A 15,336-nucleotide genomic window follows, 5' to 3' on the forward strand; every position below is an offset into this window, starting at 1 on the left:
AATCGAATTCAAACGAAGTTTGAAATAGTATCCTCGTCGACCAATCTACATAAAAAGTCACAATCCGCCGATTTTTGTTTCGAGTCGCGGTCATGCAGAAGAGAGTCGATGAGTCATTCCAGCTTGCGCAGGGAACTGTTGTGGTTCGTGTTTGCCATTGGCGCCGCCGTCCTGGCGCTGGGCGTGTGGGACGCCTGGCAGCGGCGCGCCGAGATGATGGAGGACCGCAAGACGGAGCTTCGCCACGTGATCGACATGGCTGCGGGCGTCGTCAGCGCGGGCAAGCGGCGCGTGCAGGAAGGCGTGCCGCTGGCCGAAGCCAAGCGCGATGTGGCGCGCCAGCTGTCGGCAATGCGGTACGGCGCAGATGGGTATGTGGGCGCGTTTGGCGACGACTACGATCTATTGGTGCATCCCGACGCGAAGCGGGTGGGCACGAACGTGCGCGCCACGCGCGACAGCGACGGGCAGCCGCTCTTTGAAAACCTTTACGCGCAAGGCAAGGCGGGCGGCGGTTACGTGCGTTACCTGTTCCCGCGGCCGGGCGCCGAGGATCCGCTGCCCAAGCTGACCTACGCAGCCTACGACCCGGAATGGGGCTGGCTGATGTTCACGGGCCTGTATGTCGACGACGTCGACGCGGCGTTCTACGGCACGCTATGGCGGCAGGGCAGCGTGACGCTGGCCTTGCTGGCCCTGGTGCTGGCGGCGGCGCTGCGCTTTTTCAGCACGCACATCCTGCGGCCGCTCGATGAGGCGGTGGCCGTGTGCGAGCGGGTGGCCAATGGCGATCTGTCCAGCGCCATCTCGCACCATCATCGCGGCGAAATCGGCCGGCTGTTCGGCGCAATGGCGCGGATGCAGCAGCGGCTGGACGCGGCGGTGCGCACCATCGTGCATTCCACCGCGTCCATTGCAGCCGCCTCGCGCCAGATCGCCGCAGGCAGCGTGGACCTGTCGGACCGCACGGAACAGCAGGCGGCCGCCTTGGAACAGACCGCGGCCAGCGTGGAAGAGATCACCGCCACCGCCCGGCAAAGCGCCGAGCACGTGCGCGAGGTCAGCGCGTTGGCCGCCGAGGCCGCGCGTCTGGCCCGGCAGGGCAGCGACGAGACGCAGCACGCCATCGACGCCATGCGCGAGATCTCGCACAGTTCGCAGCGCATCGACGAGATCATCCGGCTGATCGACGAGATCGCGTTCCAGACCAATATCCTGGCGCTGAACGCCGCCGTCGAAGCCGCGCGGGCGGGCGAGCAGGGCCGCGGATTTGCCGTGGTGGCGGGCGAAGTCCGGGCCTTGGCCCAGCGCTCGGCTACCGCCGCCAAAGAGATCAAGACGCTGATCGAGGCCTCGTCCGCCTCCGTGGCGCGCGGCAGCCAACGCGTGGAGCAGGCCAGCGCCACGATGGGCAGCGTGCTGGAATCGGCGGCTACCAGCGCGCCGCTGATGAGCGAAATCGCCACGGCGTCCGGCGAGCAAAGCGCGGGCATCGAGCAGATCAACGTCACCGTGACGCATCTGGACGGCGCCACGCAGCAGAATGCGGCGCTGGTGCAGGAGTTCGCGGCCTCGGCCGCCACGCTGCACGGACAGGCGGGCGACCTGGCGCGCGCCGTGTCGATCTTCAGGCTGTCTGCAACCGGTCAGCCGATGCCGGGATGAGGTCCAGGGCGCGCCGCAGCCGCGCGCTCAGTTCGCGGCTGGCGGGCATCATGGGCAGGCGCAGCTCGTCGGCGATGAGGCCCTGCATGGCCAGCGCGCGCTTGACCGGCGCGGGATTGGGCTCGCTGAACAGCAGCCGGATCAGGGGGCGCAAGGGGTCGAAGCATTCGCGCGCGGCCTGCGCTTCGCCTGCCTGTGCCAGCGCCATCAGCGCGACAAAGCGTTCCGGAAAGAGATGCGCGGCCGCGGGAATGGCGCCGCGTCCACCCGCCAGGAAGTGATCCAGCAAGGCCAGATCCTCGCCGCACAGCGCATTCAGCCGGCCCCGCGCATTCAAGGCGGCCAGCACGGCCGGATTGCATTCCTTCACCGCGCCGAAGTTGGGCAGCACCGCCAGCGCCTCCATGGTTTCGACCGTCATGGCGACGCCTGCGCGTTTGGGGATGTTGTACAGGATGATGGGGCGCTCTGTCGCCCACGCGATCTGCCGGTAGTGCCACAGAATTCCGGCCTGCGACGGACCCAGGTAATACGGCGGCGGGACCAGGTAGCCGGCCGGCGCGTAGCGGTCCAACCGGCGCACCGCCGTGGCCACGCCCCGGGTGTCGACGCCGCCCACGCCCAGGACCAGCGGCAGCGCGTGCGAGTCGCAGTTGATGGCCTCGATCATCTCGATCTTCTCCGGCATGCTCAAGAGGTTGCCCTCGCCGGTGGAGCCAAAGAGCACCAGGCCGGCGATGCCGGCGTTGCGGTAATAGCGAGCCAACGCCTGCGCGGCGTCCAGATCCACGTGGCCGCCACGCATGGGCGTCACCATCGGCAGCCACAGGCCCTCGAGCATGGGTTTGGGACTCGGGTGCATGGCTCAGCGCTCCGTGACGGCAGTCGCCGGGCGCGCCGGCCCGAACTCCGCACTGGGCAGGCCGCGCATGACCGCGGCCATCATGGCGTCCAGTTCGCCGCGTTCGCATTGCAGTTCCAGCGTGCTTTGGGCGTGCGCGTGGTCCACCGACAGCAGGTAGACGCCAATGCGGCCGCCCAATGCGCGGTGCAGGGCCAGCCGCACGTTCAGCGCGTCCAGCGTATCGATGCGCACGGTCAGCGAGATCAGGCGGCATTGCGGCTGCGGCGCGGGCGAGGCGTCAGCGGGGGCGGCTATCGGAACCTGGCGAAGGCGCGGTCGGGGAATCATGGCGGTTTGAGGGCGGGGGCCGTTGAGGGCGTCCCGCGTATCCGGTGGGTTGATGACGATTCCACTATAGGAATCGCGCCGTAAAACCTGCCGATAAATGCGCGTGTGCCGCGTAAAAACCGCGTCAACGGCAGGCGCCGGTCAGAACGTCTTGGTCACCGATAAGAGACCGGTGGTGCGCCCCATGTCGCGGCCCCGGGTATTGGTGTAGACGGCGCGGTCGGCGTTGGTGTCCAGATAGGCCAGCGACACCGATAACCCCTGGCCGAAGTCCTTGGTCAGGCCCAGCTTCCAGTCGGTATAGGACCCATTGTCGACGTTGCGCACGATCTGGCGGCCCGCATGGGCGTTGAGGACGAGGCCCCAGATGCCGGTGTCGAAGTTGCCCGCCAGGTCGAAGTATTGGCTGTACTTGCTGTCGGCAAAGCCGAACAGGTTGGTCAGCGCAAGGGAGTACTTGAACATCACCGGGCCGTAGCCGATGCCGGCGTAGAGTTCGGTGGTGTCGGGGCTGGTGTAGCCGGAGGGATAGTCGCCCGGGTAGTAATACTGCAGCACACCCAGGTCCACGGGCACCTTGTCCGTCAAATTGCCCTTGTAGCCGCCGTAGAAGTCCATTTCCACCGGCGCGGAGACGTCGCTGTTGCTGTCATTCAGCCAGCTGATGCTGGAGTTCCAGTTGCCCAGGTAAAAGCCGCTGGCGTGCGCGAGGTCGAAGCCGCCTTGGATGGCGGGCTGGTTGTTGGTCTGCATGAGGCCGCGATAGCGGTACTGGCTGGCGAGCGTGACGTTGGCCGTCAGGGAATACGGCGACACGGCTTCGGCGGCGACGGGGGCGTCGGCGGCTTGCGCCAGGGGAACGAGGGAAAGCAGCGCCATTGCGGCGAGGGTGTTGCGGGGCATGGGAAGCCTCCTTGTGTTGAGCGGACCGCAACAATAGGAGGACTGGCATAAAGCGCGAGACAAGAGTCGCGCCTTGCGCGTAAAGCGCGCGTCAAAATGGCGGCGCGCGCGAAACCTCAGCCCGCAAAGCGATAGCCCACGCCGATCTCGGTCAGCAGGAACACGGGTTGCGCCGGGTCGGCTTCGAGCTTCTGGCGCAGATGGCCCATGTAGATCCGCAGGTAATGATTGCTCTCGACATGAGACGGCCCCCACACCTGCCGCAGCAATTCGCGGTGGGTCATGACCTTGCCCCGGTGGGCCAGCAGCGCCGCCAGCAGGCGGTATTCCATCGCGGTCAGGTGCACGTGCTGGCCGGCGCGTTCGACGACGCGCCGCGAGAAGTCCACGCGCACGTCGCCAAACGCGATCTCGGCTGCATTGCCCGCGCCGCCCCGCCCATGCCTGCGCAGCAGCACGCGCAAACGCGCCAGCAGTTCACTGACGCCGAAAGGCTTGGCAAGGTAGTCGTCGGCGCCCGCGTCCAGCGCCGCGACCTTGTCGGCTTCTGCGCTGCGCGCGGACAGCACCAGCACGGGCACTTCGGTCCAGCCGCGCAGCTCGCGGATGAGCGTCATGCCGTCATCGTCAGGCAAGCCCAGGTCCAGCACGATCGCATCGGGCTGGCGGGTGCCCGCCTCGATCAGCCCGCGTTTGACGCTGTCGGCCTCGTGCACGACGCAGCCCTCGCTTTCCAAGGCCTGGCGCACGAACCGCCGGATGTTGGCGTCGTCTTCGATGATGAGGACTATGGGCTGGAAATCGAACATTGGGGGTACTCAGGCGGTTTCGGGTTGGATCTCGGGCGGAGCGCCCAGCGGCAGGCTGAAGACGAATTGCGCGCCGCTGGCCTGGCCGGGCGTGTGTTCGACCCAGATGCGGCCGTGGTGGGCGGCGACGATGGCTTCGCACACCGCCAGTCCCAGGCCGACGCCAGGCGTGGCGGACTCGCGTTCGCCGCGCGTGAATTTTTCGAAGATGCGGCGTTCGGCGCCGGGCGCCACGCCGGGGCCGTTGTCGGCAATGGCCACGCGCATTTCGCGCCCTTGCGTTTGGGCTCCCGGGGTTTCGGCCTCATGCACGGAGGCATGAATGCGCAGCGTGCTGCCGGCAGGCGTGTACTTGGCCGCGTTCTCCAGCAGATTGCACAGCACGCGTTCGATCAACACGCCATCGCACTCCACCAGCGGCAGCGCGGACAGCGGCGCGACCAGGACCTCGCGGCCGGCCAGCGGTTCGCGCATGGCCGCCAGCGCGGCGCCGACCAGCTCTTCGATGGATTGCCATTCCAGGCGTAGCGGCGTATCGCGGTTTTGCAGCCGCGCCATGTCCAGCAGATTGACCACCAGCGCGTGCATGCGCTGCGCCTGATCGCGCATGGCGCGCACCGTGTCCTGCACGCCAGCGGGCAGCGCCTGCCGCTCGCGCATCAGCGTGTCGGTCATGCCCACCAGGCTGGTGAGCGGCGTGCGCAGGTCGTGCGAAACCGCGGCCAGCAGCGAGTTGCGCAGTTTTTCGGATTCCATGCTGACCACGGCCTGCTGCGCAACCTCGACATAGTGCAGGCGTTCTAGCGCAATGGCGATCAGGGTGGCGTAGGCCTCGACCTGGCGGCGCGTGTCTGGATTGGCGTAGAGGCTGCGGCGGGGCGCGTCCAGCACCAGCACGCCGCGGGTGCGCATCGGCGCCTTCAGCGGCAGGTACAGCAACCCGCTGTTGGACAGGGTGGCGGTGCCGGCGCCCGCAGGCTGGCCGTGGTCGTACACCCACTGCGCCAGCGCCGATTCGGGCGCGGACATGTCGCTGTCGGCGGGCATGGCCAGTTTCAGGCGGTCGTCCAGGCCCAGGATGTAAAGCGCGCAACGCGCACCAAAGGTGGCGTGCACGAACGAGCCGGCCAGCGCGACGATCTGTTCGGGCAGCAGGGCGGACGACAGTTCGCGCGCGAATTCGTAGAGGCTGCGCGCGTCGGCCTCGCGCTTGACCGACGCCTGCGCCTGCAAGCGCAGGCCGGCGGTAAGCTGGCCGATCAGCAAGCCCACGCCAAGCAGCACGCCGAAGGTCAGCAGGTACTGCACGTCCGACACGGCGAACGAAGACAAGGGCTGCACGAAGAAGAAGTCGAACAGCCCGACGCTGACGACGGACGCGAGCGCGGCCGGCCCGCGTCCGTGGCGCAGCGCCACGGCGGCCACCGCCAGCAGGAACAGCATGACGATGTTGGTCTGGTGCAGCGCGGGGAAGACGAGGGAGGACAGCGCCGTGGCCACGGCGCAGTAGCACAGCGCCCACACGTACCCCGCCAGTGGCCGGGCGGCGCGTTCGTCGTCGGCTGCGCGCGCGCGGCGGCCCAGCGTGAGCGGGTCGCGTTTGGCGGGCGCGTGCTGGGGCACGGGCGGCGCGCCCAGCCGGATGATGTCGATCTCCGGGCACCCGGCGGCGAGCTGGTCGGCGAAGCTGTGGCGCCGCCACAGCCAACCGTGCGACATGCCGGCGGTCAGCAACGCCGTCAGCGACAGGCGCAGGCGCTGCCATCCGGCGGCGCGGGTGCGGCCCACGATCACCTTGGTGATGTTGTGGCGGCGGACATAACGCACGACGGCGTCGACCATGTCGCCGCCTGCCAGCGTCTCGGTGCGCGCGCCCAGCGCGTCGGCGAGCGCCAGGCCGTGTTGCAGCCGCTCGGCCTCGGCGGCGGCGGGCGGCGCGGCGCGCGGCGTGTCGATGGTGACGACATGCAGATCGCAATCGAGCTGCTGGCTCATGCGATGGGCGCTGCGGATAACGTACTCGGCGTCGGCGTCGGACCCGATGCAGGCCACGATGGCTTCGCGCGTGCGCCACACGGATTCGATGGCGCGGTCGCGGCGGTAGGCCTGCACATCGTCGTCCACGTGCTCGGCCGTGCGCCGCAGCGCCAGCTCGCGCAACGCGATCAGATTGCCCTTGCGAAAGAAATTGCGGGAGGCGTGCCGCGCCTGTTCGGGCAGGTAGACCTTGCCTTCCTTCAAGCGGCGCAGCAGTTCGTCGGCCGACAGGTCGACCAGCATGACCTCGTCGGCCGCGTCGAACACGTCGTCGGGCACCGTTTCCCAGACGCGCACGCCGGTGATGCTGCCCACGGCCTCGTTCAGGCTGTCCAGGTGCTGCACGTTCAGCGTGGTCCAGACGTCGATGCCGGCCGCTAGCAGCTCCTGGATGTCCTGCCACCGCTTGGCATGACGTGAGCCGGGGGCGTTGGAGTGGGCCAGTTCGTCGACCAGCACCAGCGCCGGACGGCGGCGCAACGCGCCGTCCAGGTCGAATTCCTTGAGCACATGGCCGCGGTAGGCAACGTCCCGAAGCGGCAGGACCGGCAGGCCATCGAGCAGCGTCGCGGTCTCGCGGCGGCCGTGGGTTTCGACGATGCCGGCAAGCACGTCCGTGCCCTGTGCGGCCTGCGCGCGCGCCGCCGCCAGCATGGCGTAGGTCTTGCCCACGCCGGCCGACGACCCGAAATACACGCGCAGCTTGCCGCGCACCGCCTGCCGCTCGGCGGCGTCCAGGGTTTTCAAGAGCGCGTCCGGATCGGGACGCTCGCCAGTGATGTCAGCCATGAACGCGCAAGGAAGGGGAGGAAACGGCTGGCAATACTATACGCCGCCTCATCAGCGCGGCCCGCGCAGCTTGTCCAGCGCCAGGTTCAGCGTCAGCACGTTGACCGCGGGGCTGCCCAGCACCCCCAGCCAGGGCGTGGCGGTGTGGGCCTGAATCAGCGCATCGACCTCGCTGCGCGGCAGATTGCGGACCCGCGCCACCCGGTCCGCCTGATAGGCCGCGGCGGCCGGACTGATGTGCGGGTCCAGCCCGCTGCCCGAGGCGGTGACCAGGTCGGCCGGGACCGGCGCGGCGTTGTCCGGATCGGCCGCCTTCAACGCGGCGATGCGCGCCTGGATGGCCTCGGCCAGCGCCGGGTTGCGCGGGCCAAGATTGGAGCCGCCGGAGGCCGCCGCGTTGTAGGGCATGGGCGCCGTGGCCGACGGGCGGCCCCAGAAGTATTGCGGCGAGGTGAACGATTGGCCGATCAACGCGGATCCGATCACCTTGCCGTCCTGCTCGATCAGCGAGCCGGCGGCCTGGTGGGGCAACACGGCCGACGCGATGCCGGTGGTCAGAAACGGATAGACCAGGCCGGTGATGAGCGACAGCGCGGCAAAGACGGTCAGCGCGGGGCGCAGGATGCCGCCTTGGCGCGGCGCGGAAGTTGCGGTGGTCATGAGGAATTCCTTTGCGTGGAGGCTTGCAAGGCAGTGGCGGGGATGACGGCGGCCGTCACGCCCACCCCAGCGCGGCCAGCACCATGTCGATGAGCTTGATGCCGGCAAACGGCACGATGAGGCCGCCCAGGCCATAGATGAGAAGGTTGCGACGCAGGAGCACCGAGGCGCCCAGCGGGCGGTAGCGCACGCCCTTCAAGGCCAGCGGGATCAGCACCACGATGATCAGCGCGTTGAAGATCACGGCCGACAGGATGGCCGAGGACGGCGTCGCCAGGCCCATGATGTTCAGCACGCCAAGCTGCGGATAGACGGTGGCGAAGGCGGCCGGGATGATGGCGAAGTACTTGGCCACGTCGTTGGCCACGCTGAACGTGGTGAGCGCGCCGCGCGTCATCAGCATCTGCTTGCCGATCTCGACGATCTCGATGAGCTTGGTCGGGTTGGAATCCAGGTCCACCATGTTGCCGGCTTCCTTGGCGGCCTGGGTCCCCGAATTCATCGCCACCGCCACATCGGCCTGCGCGAGCGCGGGCGCGTCGTTGGTGCCGTCGCCCGTCATGGCGACCAGGCGGCCTTGCGACTGGTAGTCGCGGATGAGCTTGAGCTTGGCCTCGGGCGTGGCTTCGGCCAGAAAGTCGTCGACGCCGGCTTCCGCCGCGATGGAGGCGGCGGTCAGCTTGTTGTCGCCGGTGATCATCACGGTCTTGATGCCCATGCGGCGCAGTTCGGCAAAGCGCGACTGGATGCCGGGCTTGACGATGTCCTTGAGCTCGACCACCCCCAATGCGCGATTGCCGTCGCTGACCATCAGCGGCGTGCTGCCGCGCCGCGCCACGTCTTCGGCCAGGCGCAGCGCCTCGGCGGGCACCGTGGCGTCCTGCGCGGCCAGCCAGGCCTGGATCGCGTCGACCGCGCCCTTGCGGATCCTGCGCTCGCCGAGGTCCGCGCCGCTCATGCGCGATTGCGCGGTGAACGGCACGAACTCGATGCCCGCGATGCGCGGCGCGGGCGCATGGATGGCCTTGTCCGCCAACGCCACGATGCTGCGGCCTTCCGGCGTTTCGTCGGCCAGCGAGGCCAGGCGCGCGGCATCCGCGAGTTCTCGCGCGGACACGCCGGGCGCCGGCAGGAAGGTGGACGCCTGGCGGTTGCCGAAGGTGATGGTGCCGGTCTTGTCCAACAGCAGCACATCGACGTCGCCCGCGGCTTCGACCGCGCGGCCGGACGTTGCGATCACGTTGGCGCTCATCATGCGGCTCATGCCCGCCACGCCGATGGCCGACAGCAGGCCGCCGATGGTGGTGGGTATCAGGCAGACCAACAGCGCCACCAGCACGGTCACCGTGACCGCCGCGCCCCCGCCCGCCGCCGCGACGGCGTAGAGCGAGAAGGGCATCAGCGTGACGACGACCAGCAGAAACACCACGGTCAGTCCCACCAGCAGGATGGTCAGCGCCAGCTCGTTGGGCGTCTTCTGGCGCCGGGCGCCCTCGACCATCGAGATCATGCGGTCCAGGAAGCTCTCGCCGGGATCGGCGGCGATGCGCACGAAGATCCAGTCGGACAGCACGCGCGTGCCGCCGGTGACGGACGAGAAATCGCCGCCCGACTCGCGGATGACGGGCGCGGACTCGCCCGTGATGGCGCTTTCGTCGACGGAGGCCACGCCGGCGATGACCTGGCCGTCGCCGGGCACCGTGTCGCCGGCTTCGACCAGCACGACGTCGCCGCGGCGCAGCAGGCCCGATGGCTGGTTGACGGCTTGGCCGCGCCAGTGCGCCGGGTCCGCATCCAACGCGTCCTCGTCACGAAAACCCTTGAGCAGGTGCGCGTCGATGGTGGTGCGCAGGCCGCGCAGCGTGGCCGCCTGCTGTTTGCCGCGGCCTTCGGCCAGCGCCTCGGCGAAGTTGGCGAACAGCACGGTGAACCACAGCCACACGGCGATGCCCAGGATGAATCCCGCCGGCGCCTCGGCCTGGCCGCCGAGGGCCATGATCCACAGGACCGTGGTGAGCAGGCTGCACACGTAGACCACGAACATCACGGGGTTCTTGACCTGCGCGGCGGGCGACAGCTTGCGCAGGCTGTCCAGAAGCGCGGGACCCACCAGCGCCCGCGACCAGAGGCCAAAGGGTCGGGTCGCGTCAGGTCGGGCCGCGTCAGTCCGCGCCGCGCTCTGCTTGCCCGCGTTCGGTTGACCCGGTTCGCCGGGCACGGACGCGCGGGCGGCTGTACTGCCGTCAGATCCGATGGTTTGCATTTCAATCTTGGCCATGTTCTTTCCTAGCTTTCTTGCATCAGGGTTGCAGGTGTTCCGCGACCGGGCCGAGAGCCAGCGCGGGCACATAGGTGAGGGCGCCGACCAGCAGCACGGCGCCGATCAGGAGCGTCACGAAAAGCGGGCCTGTGGTCGGCATGCTGCCGGGGCCGGCGGGGAGCCGGCGCTTGGCCGCCAGCGAGCCGGCCATGGCCAGCACCGCGACGATCACGGCGAACCGGCCGAACCACATCGCGATGCCCAACAGGACGTTGTAGAAGGGCGTGTTGGCCGACAGCCCCGCGAAGGCGCTGCCGTTGTTGTTGCCGGCCGACGAGAGCGCGTACAGGATTTCCGAGAAACCGTGAATGCCGGGATTGAGCACGCCAGCCTGGCCCGCCGCCACGGACACGGCCAGCGCCGTGCCGCCCAGCACCAGCAGCGGCGTGGCCAGGATGACGATGGAAACCATCTTCATGTCGAAGGCCTCGATCTTCTTGCCCAGGTACTCGGGCGTGCGGCCGATCATCAGTCCGGCGATGAAGACGCCCAGGATGGCAAAGGCCAGCATGCCGTACAGGCCCGAGCCCACACCGCCGAATACGACTTCGCCCAGCTGCATGAGCAGCATCGGCGACAGACCGCCCATCGCGGAGAACGAATCGTGCATGCCGTTCACCGCGCCGCAGGACGCCGCCGTGGTGACCGTGGCAAAGAGCGACGTGGCCGCAATGCCCAATCGCGTCTCCTTGCCTTCCATGTTGCCGCCGAACGTCGCGGCGCCGGCTTGGACGGCCATGGGATTGGGCTGCTGCTCGAAATAGGCGGTGGAAAGCGCAAAGACGGCGAATAGCGCCGTCATCGCGGCCAGGATGGCGATGCCCTGGCGCCGGCTGCCCACCATCTCGCCAAAGGAAAAGCACAGCGCGGCGGGTATCGCCAGGATGGCAAGCATCTGCAGGAAGTTCGACAGCGGCGTGGCGTTCTCGAAGGGGTGCGCCGAATTGGCGTTGAAGAAGCCGCCGCCGTTGGTGCCCAGCAGCTTGATCGATTCCTGGGACGCGACCGGCCCCATGGCGATGGTCTGCGTGCGCGTGGTGGCCGGGTCGGTGACCGGTGCGCCGGCCGCGTTCAGCACGGGCTGGCCTTGCGCGTCCACGCGGGGCTGGTCGTAATGCACGGTCTCGACCGTCTGCACGTCCTGGTAGGGGCTGATGTTCTGGATCACGCCCTGACTGACCAGCGCGAGCGCCAGCACGAGCGACAGCGGCAACAGCACATACAGCGTGCAGCGGACCATGTCGGCCCAGAAATTGCCCACGGTGGCCGAGCAATGCCGGGCCAGCCCGCGGATCAGCGCAAACACCACGGTGATGCCGGTCGCCGCCGACATGAAGTTCTGCACCGTCAGCGCCAGCATCTGCGTCAGGTAGCTCATCGTGGACTCGCCCGCGTAGCCCTGCCAGTTGGTGTTCGAGACGAAGCTGATGGCCGTATTCAGGGCGGAATCGGGCGACACGGCGCCCAGGCCGGCGGGGTTCAGCGGCAGCAGCCCCTGCACGCGCTGCAGGGCATAGACGGCGGCGATGCCGACCAGGTTGAAGACCAGCACGGCAGCGGCATAGCGTTTCCAGCCCATTTCCGCATTGGGGTCGATGCCCGCCAGCCGGTAGATGCCGCGCTCGAGCGGCCGTCCCCAGGCCGTCAGCCGCGAACGGCCGTCTTCCATCGCGACGCGGATGTAGCGGCCCAGGACGGGCGCGATCGCAAAAAGGACTGCCAGGTACAGGACCAGCAGCCCGACGAATTCGGGGGTCATCAGAATTTCTCCGGTTTGAACAGCGCGACCAGCAGGTACACGAACAGGAATGCGGCCGTCAGGCCGCTTAGCCAGTAGAGCCAGCTCATGACTGCCCTCCGGCCGACAAGGCGTCGCAGAACCGGACGAGCGCCCAGGTCAGCCCGGCCATCGCGGCAAAGAGCCCGATATAGACGAGATCCACGTTTTTTCTCCCCGGGAGGCTTGCTCCCTTCGAACAGGCCTGCGCGGCAAAAGGCGGATGCGTGCCGGGCAGGCGAGGTGACCATTGAAGACACCGGCAGGTTACGGAGCGGGGGGTAAAAACGGGGTATAGCTTGGTGGGCGGGGTGTAAACGCCGTGTAAAGAGCGGCTGGCAAGCTTGTGGCTGTCGTGCCCGGAATCGGGCATCCTGGCGTGCACGGGTTCGGACGCCGGGCGCCATCGGCCATGCTCATGAACTGAGCAGTGCTCAAGAATTAGGCCGTGCGCGGGGCGGTTTGGGCCAAAAAATCCCAATATTTAGAACGGCAGGGCCAAAGTGCACTTATATGGTGCAGGGAATATGTAAATGAATGCTCCGTCTTAGGGCATTCCCCTAGTGTGGCAATCCCGCATCTGGTGCAGAATCTCTTCCCATGCAGGTGAGGAGACAAAGCCCTGCATGGGCAAATACCGGCGGCACCGGTAAATAAAAAAAGTAAAGCAGTACTCAAAAAAAGCAAACGCACAACGGCTGGCACCAGGAAGTGCCAGCCGTTGTCGCATAAAAAGCCGGCAAATCAAGCTTCAGGGCTTTTCAAGCGCTGCGTTTGGCGATATTTAGATGGGACCTGCTCATCCACGCTATGCCGCAAACGCGCCTTACTCCCTCCCGGACATCCGTCACGCCTTACTGGCGCCGCAACCTGCGGCTGATCCTGCTGCTGCTCGCCATCTGGGCGGCGCTGACCTTCATTCCCTCGTTTTTCGCCCGCCGGCTCTCGTTCGACTTCATCGGCTGGCCCTTCGCCTTCTGGATGGCCGCCTATGGCGCCCCGCTGGCCTATCTGATCATCATCGCCGTCTACGCCCGGGTCATGAATCGCGCCGATGAGCGCGCCGACGAAACCGGGGAGCCGCGCTGATGCCGTTTTTCACGGGAGACACCCCCCAGGAGTTCCGCATCCGCCTGCGGCGCATCTATGTGCTGTACACGGCAGGCTTTGCGCTGATGATCCTGCTGATGGCGCTGGCCGAGATCCTGGGCATGCCGCGCAACTGGATCGGCTATGTGTTCCTGCTGGTCACCGTCAGCCTGTACGCCGGCATCGGCATTGTCTGCCGCACGTCCGATCAGGTGGAGTACTACGTCGCCGGCCGGCGCGTGCCGGCCATCTACAACGGTATGGCGACGGCGGCCGACTGGATGTCGGTGGCGTCCTTCATCGGCGTGGCGGGCACGCTGTATCTGACCGGCTATGGCGGGCTGGCCTACATCATGGGCTGGACGGGCGGGTACGTGCTGGTGGCGATGCTGCTGGCCCCCTACCTGCGCCGCTTCGGCCAGTACACCATTCCCGATTTCATGGGCGCGCGTTATGGCGGCAACCTACCGCGCCTGGCCGGGGTCTTCTGCGCCGTTCTCTGCTCGTTCACGTATCTGGTCGCCCAGATCTACGGGGTGGGCATCATCACCACGCGGATGACGGGCATTTCATTCGAGCTGGGCATCTTCGTTGCGCTGGGCGGCATGCTGGTGTGTTCGTTCCTGGGGGGCATGCGCGCGGTCACGTGGACGCAGGTCGGGCAATACATCATCCTGGTCATTGCGTACCTCGTGCCGGTGATCTGGCTGTCGGTCAAGCACACCAACATGCCGTTGCCGCAACTGTCGGGCGGGGCCGTGCTGCAGCAGGTGACCGAAAAAGAGGTCTACCTGCAGAACGATCCGTCCGAGATCGAGGTGCGCACGATCTGGCAGCAGCGCGCCGACGAGATGGCGCGCCGCCTGCAGACGCTGCCCGAATCGTGGACCCTGGAAAAGGACAAGCTGCGCAGCCGGCTGGCCCAATTGAACGCGGGCGACGCGCCCATGGTCGAGATCCGGTCGGCCGAACGCGAACTGGCCGCCTACCCGCCGACTGTCGACGATGCGCGCACCACGTGGTCGCAGGCCAAGGCGACCTTCGAGGCCCGCGCCGCGCCGCCCACGCCGCACGCCGAACCGTTCCCGGCCAAGGACCCCGAGGAACGCAGCAACATGCGCATCAACTTCCTGGCCATGGTGCTGTGCCTGATGCTGGGCACCGCCGGCATGCCGCACATCCTGATGCGCTCATACACCACGCCGTCCGTCATCGAGGCGCGCAAGTCGGTGTGCTGGTCGCTGCTGTTCATCCTGCTGCTGTACTTCATGGCGCCCGCGCTGGCGCTGCTGGTCAAGTTCGAGATCTATACCCAGGTCGTGGGCTCGAACTTCCTCAGTCTGCCCAACTGGGTGCACGCCTGGAGCGCGGTCGACACCAACCTGCTCGACGTCACCGACATCAACCGCGACGGCGTCGTGCAGCTGAGCGAAATCAGCATGGGCGCGGATGTGGTGGTGCTGGCCATGCCCGAAATCGGCGGCTTGCCCTACGTGATCTCCGGGCTGGTCGCGGCCGGCGGTCTGGCGGCGGCGCTGTCCACGGCCGACGGATTGCTGCTGACGCTGTCCAACTCGCTTTCTCACGACATGTGGTACCGGGTCGTGTCGCCGCGCATGTCGGCCGCGCGCCGGGTGATGGTGTCCAAGATCCTGCTGCTGGTGGTCGCGTTTGGCGCGGCGTGGGTCGCGGCCCGCAAGCCCGCGGACATCCTGTTCATGGTGTCGGCCGCGTTTTCGTTCGCGGCCTCGTCGTTCTTCCCGGCGCTCGTCATGGGGGTGTTCTGGCGGCGCGCCAACAAATGGGGCGCCACGCTGGGGATGGCCGCAGGCTTGGCCGTGACGTTTGCCTATATGACGCACACGCACCCGTGGCTGCGGGAATCGGTGCTGGGCATCGCGCGCACGCAGCCCGTGGACCTGTGGTGGGGCATCCAGCCCATCGCGGCGGGCGTGTTCGGCGCGCCGGTGGCGTTCCTGACGATCTTCGTGGTGTCGCTGCTGACCCCGCCGCCCGACCGGGCCACGCTGGCGCTGGTCGATTACCTGCGCAATCCGGATGCGCGGCATCCGCGGCCGGACAACAGTTAGGTGCG

At 67.6% G+C, this 15,336-nt stretch carries 12 protein-coding genes; 3 read left to right on the forward strand and 9 right to left on the reverse strand.

Features of this window, described 5'->3' with window-relative positions; translation table 11 throughout:
- Positions 1-108 precede the first annotated feature (108 nt).
- Complete coding sequence (locus LN047_RS05375) at positions 109-1,665, forward strand: methyl-accepting chemotaxis protein (protein ID WP_373981268.1); 1,557 nt, start codon at positions 109-111, stop codon at positions 1,663-1,665.
- Here LN047_RS05375 and LN047_RS05380 read toward each other — a convergent pair.
- The 9 genes from LN047_RS05380 to kdpF all read right to left on the reverse strand — a co-directional run bounded on the left by LN047_RS05380 (position 1,628) and on the right by kdpF (position 12,223).
- A complete protein-coding gene (locus LN047_RS05380; protein WP_373981269.1) occupies positions 1,628-2,527 on the reverse strand; it encodes a 4-hydroxy-tetrahydrodipicolinate synthase in 900 nt (299 codons plus the stop codon). The genes LN047_RS05375 and LN047_RS05380 overlap by 38 nt on opposite strands.
- Positions 2,528-2,530: 3 nt before the next feature.
- A complete protein-coding gene (locus tag LN047_RS05385; protein ID WP_373981270.1) occupies positions 2,531-2,857 on the reverse strand; it encodes a hypothetical protein in 327 nt (108 codons plus the stop codon).
- Between the two features lie 141 nt (positions 2,858-2,998).
- On the reverse strand, positions 2,999-3,760 hold the full coding sequence (locus LN047_RS05390) for a TorF family putative porin (protein ID WP_373981271.1): 762 nt from the start codon (positions 3,758-3,760) through the stop codon (positions 2,999-3,001).
- Positions 3,761-3,876: 116 nt separating this feature from the next.
- A complete protein-coding gene (gene kdpE, locus LN047_RS05395) occupies positions 3,877-4,569 on the reverse strand; it encodes a two-component system response regulator KdpE (RefSeq protein WP_152383582.1) in 693 nt (230 codons plus the stop codon).
- Between the two features lie 9 nt (positions 4,570-4,578).
- Positions 4,579-7,395: a DUF4118 domain-containing protein gene (locus LN047_RS05400; RefSeq protein ID WP_373981272.1), complete on the reverse strand. Its 2,817-nt coding sequence runs from the start codon at positions 7,393-7,395 to the stop codon at positions 4,579-4,581.
- 51 nt (positions 7,396-7,446) lie between these two features.
- Positions 7,447-8,055 (reverse strand): potassium-transporting ATPase subunit KdpC, encoded by a 609-nt coding sequence (gene kdpC / locus LN047_RS05405; RefSeq protein ID WP_373981273.1) that lies wholly within the window; start codon positions 8,053-8,055, stop codon positions 7,447-7,449.
- A gap of 55 nt (positions 8,056-8,110) precedes the next feature.
- Positions 8,111-10,318, reverse strand: a complete 2,208-nt coding sequence (gene kdpB / locus LN047_RS05410) for a potassium-transporting ATPase subunit KdpB (protein WP_373982107.1) — start codon at positions 10,316-10,318, stop codon at positions 8,111-8,113.
- Between the two features lie 37 nt (positions 10,319-10,355).
- Entirely contained in the window at positions 10,356-12,134 is a 1,779-nt protein-coding gene (kdpA, locus tag LN047_RS05415; RefSeq protein ID WP_373981274.1) for a potassium-transporting ATPase subunit KdpA, read from the reverse strand.
- Positions 12,134-12,223: a K(+)-transporting ATPase subunit F gene (gene kdpF / locus LN047_RS05420; RefSeq protein ID WP_056321339.1), complete on the reverse strand. Its 90-nt coding sequence runs from the start codon at positions 12,221-12,223 to the stop codon at positions 12,134-12,136. Before kdpF ends, kdpA begins: the two co-directional genes overlap by 1 nt.
- Before the next feature lie 739 nt (positions 12,224-12,962).
- Here kdpF and LN047_RS05425 point away from each other — a divergent pair.
- Both LN047_RS05425 and LN047_RS05430 read left to right on the forward strand, forming a co-directional pair.
- Positions 12,963-13,241, forward strand: coding sequence for a DUF4212 domain-containing protein (locus LN047_RS05425; protein ID WP_056321343.1), 279 nt, complete (start codon positions 12,963-12,965; stop codon positions 13,239-13,241).
- Positions 13,241-15,331: a sodium:solute symporter family protein gene (locus LN047_RS05430; RefSeq protein WP_373981275.1), complete on the forward strand. Its 2,091-nt coding sequence runs from the start codon at positions 13,241-13,243 to the stop codon at positions 15,329-15,331. Before LN047_RS05425 ends, LN047_RS05430 begins: the two co-directional genes overlap by 1 nt.
- The last annotated feature ends 5 nt before the right edge of the window (positions 15,332-15,336 follow it).

The organism is Achromobacter sp. JD417 (assembly GCF_041879325.1).
Lineage (GTDB): Bacteria > Pseudomonadota > Gammaproteobacteria > Burkholderiales > Burkholderiaceae_B > Achromobacter > Achromobacter mucicolens.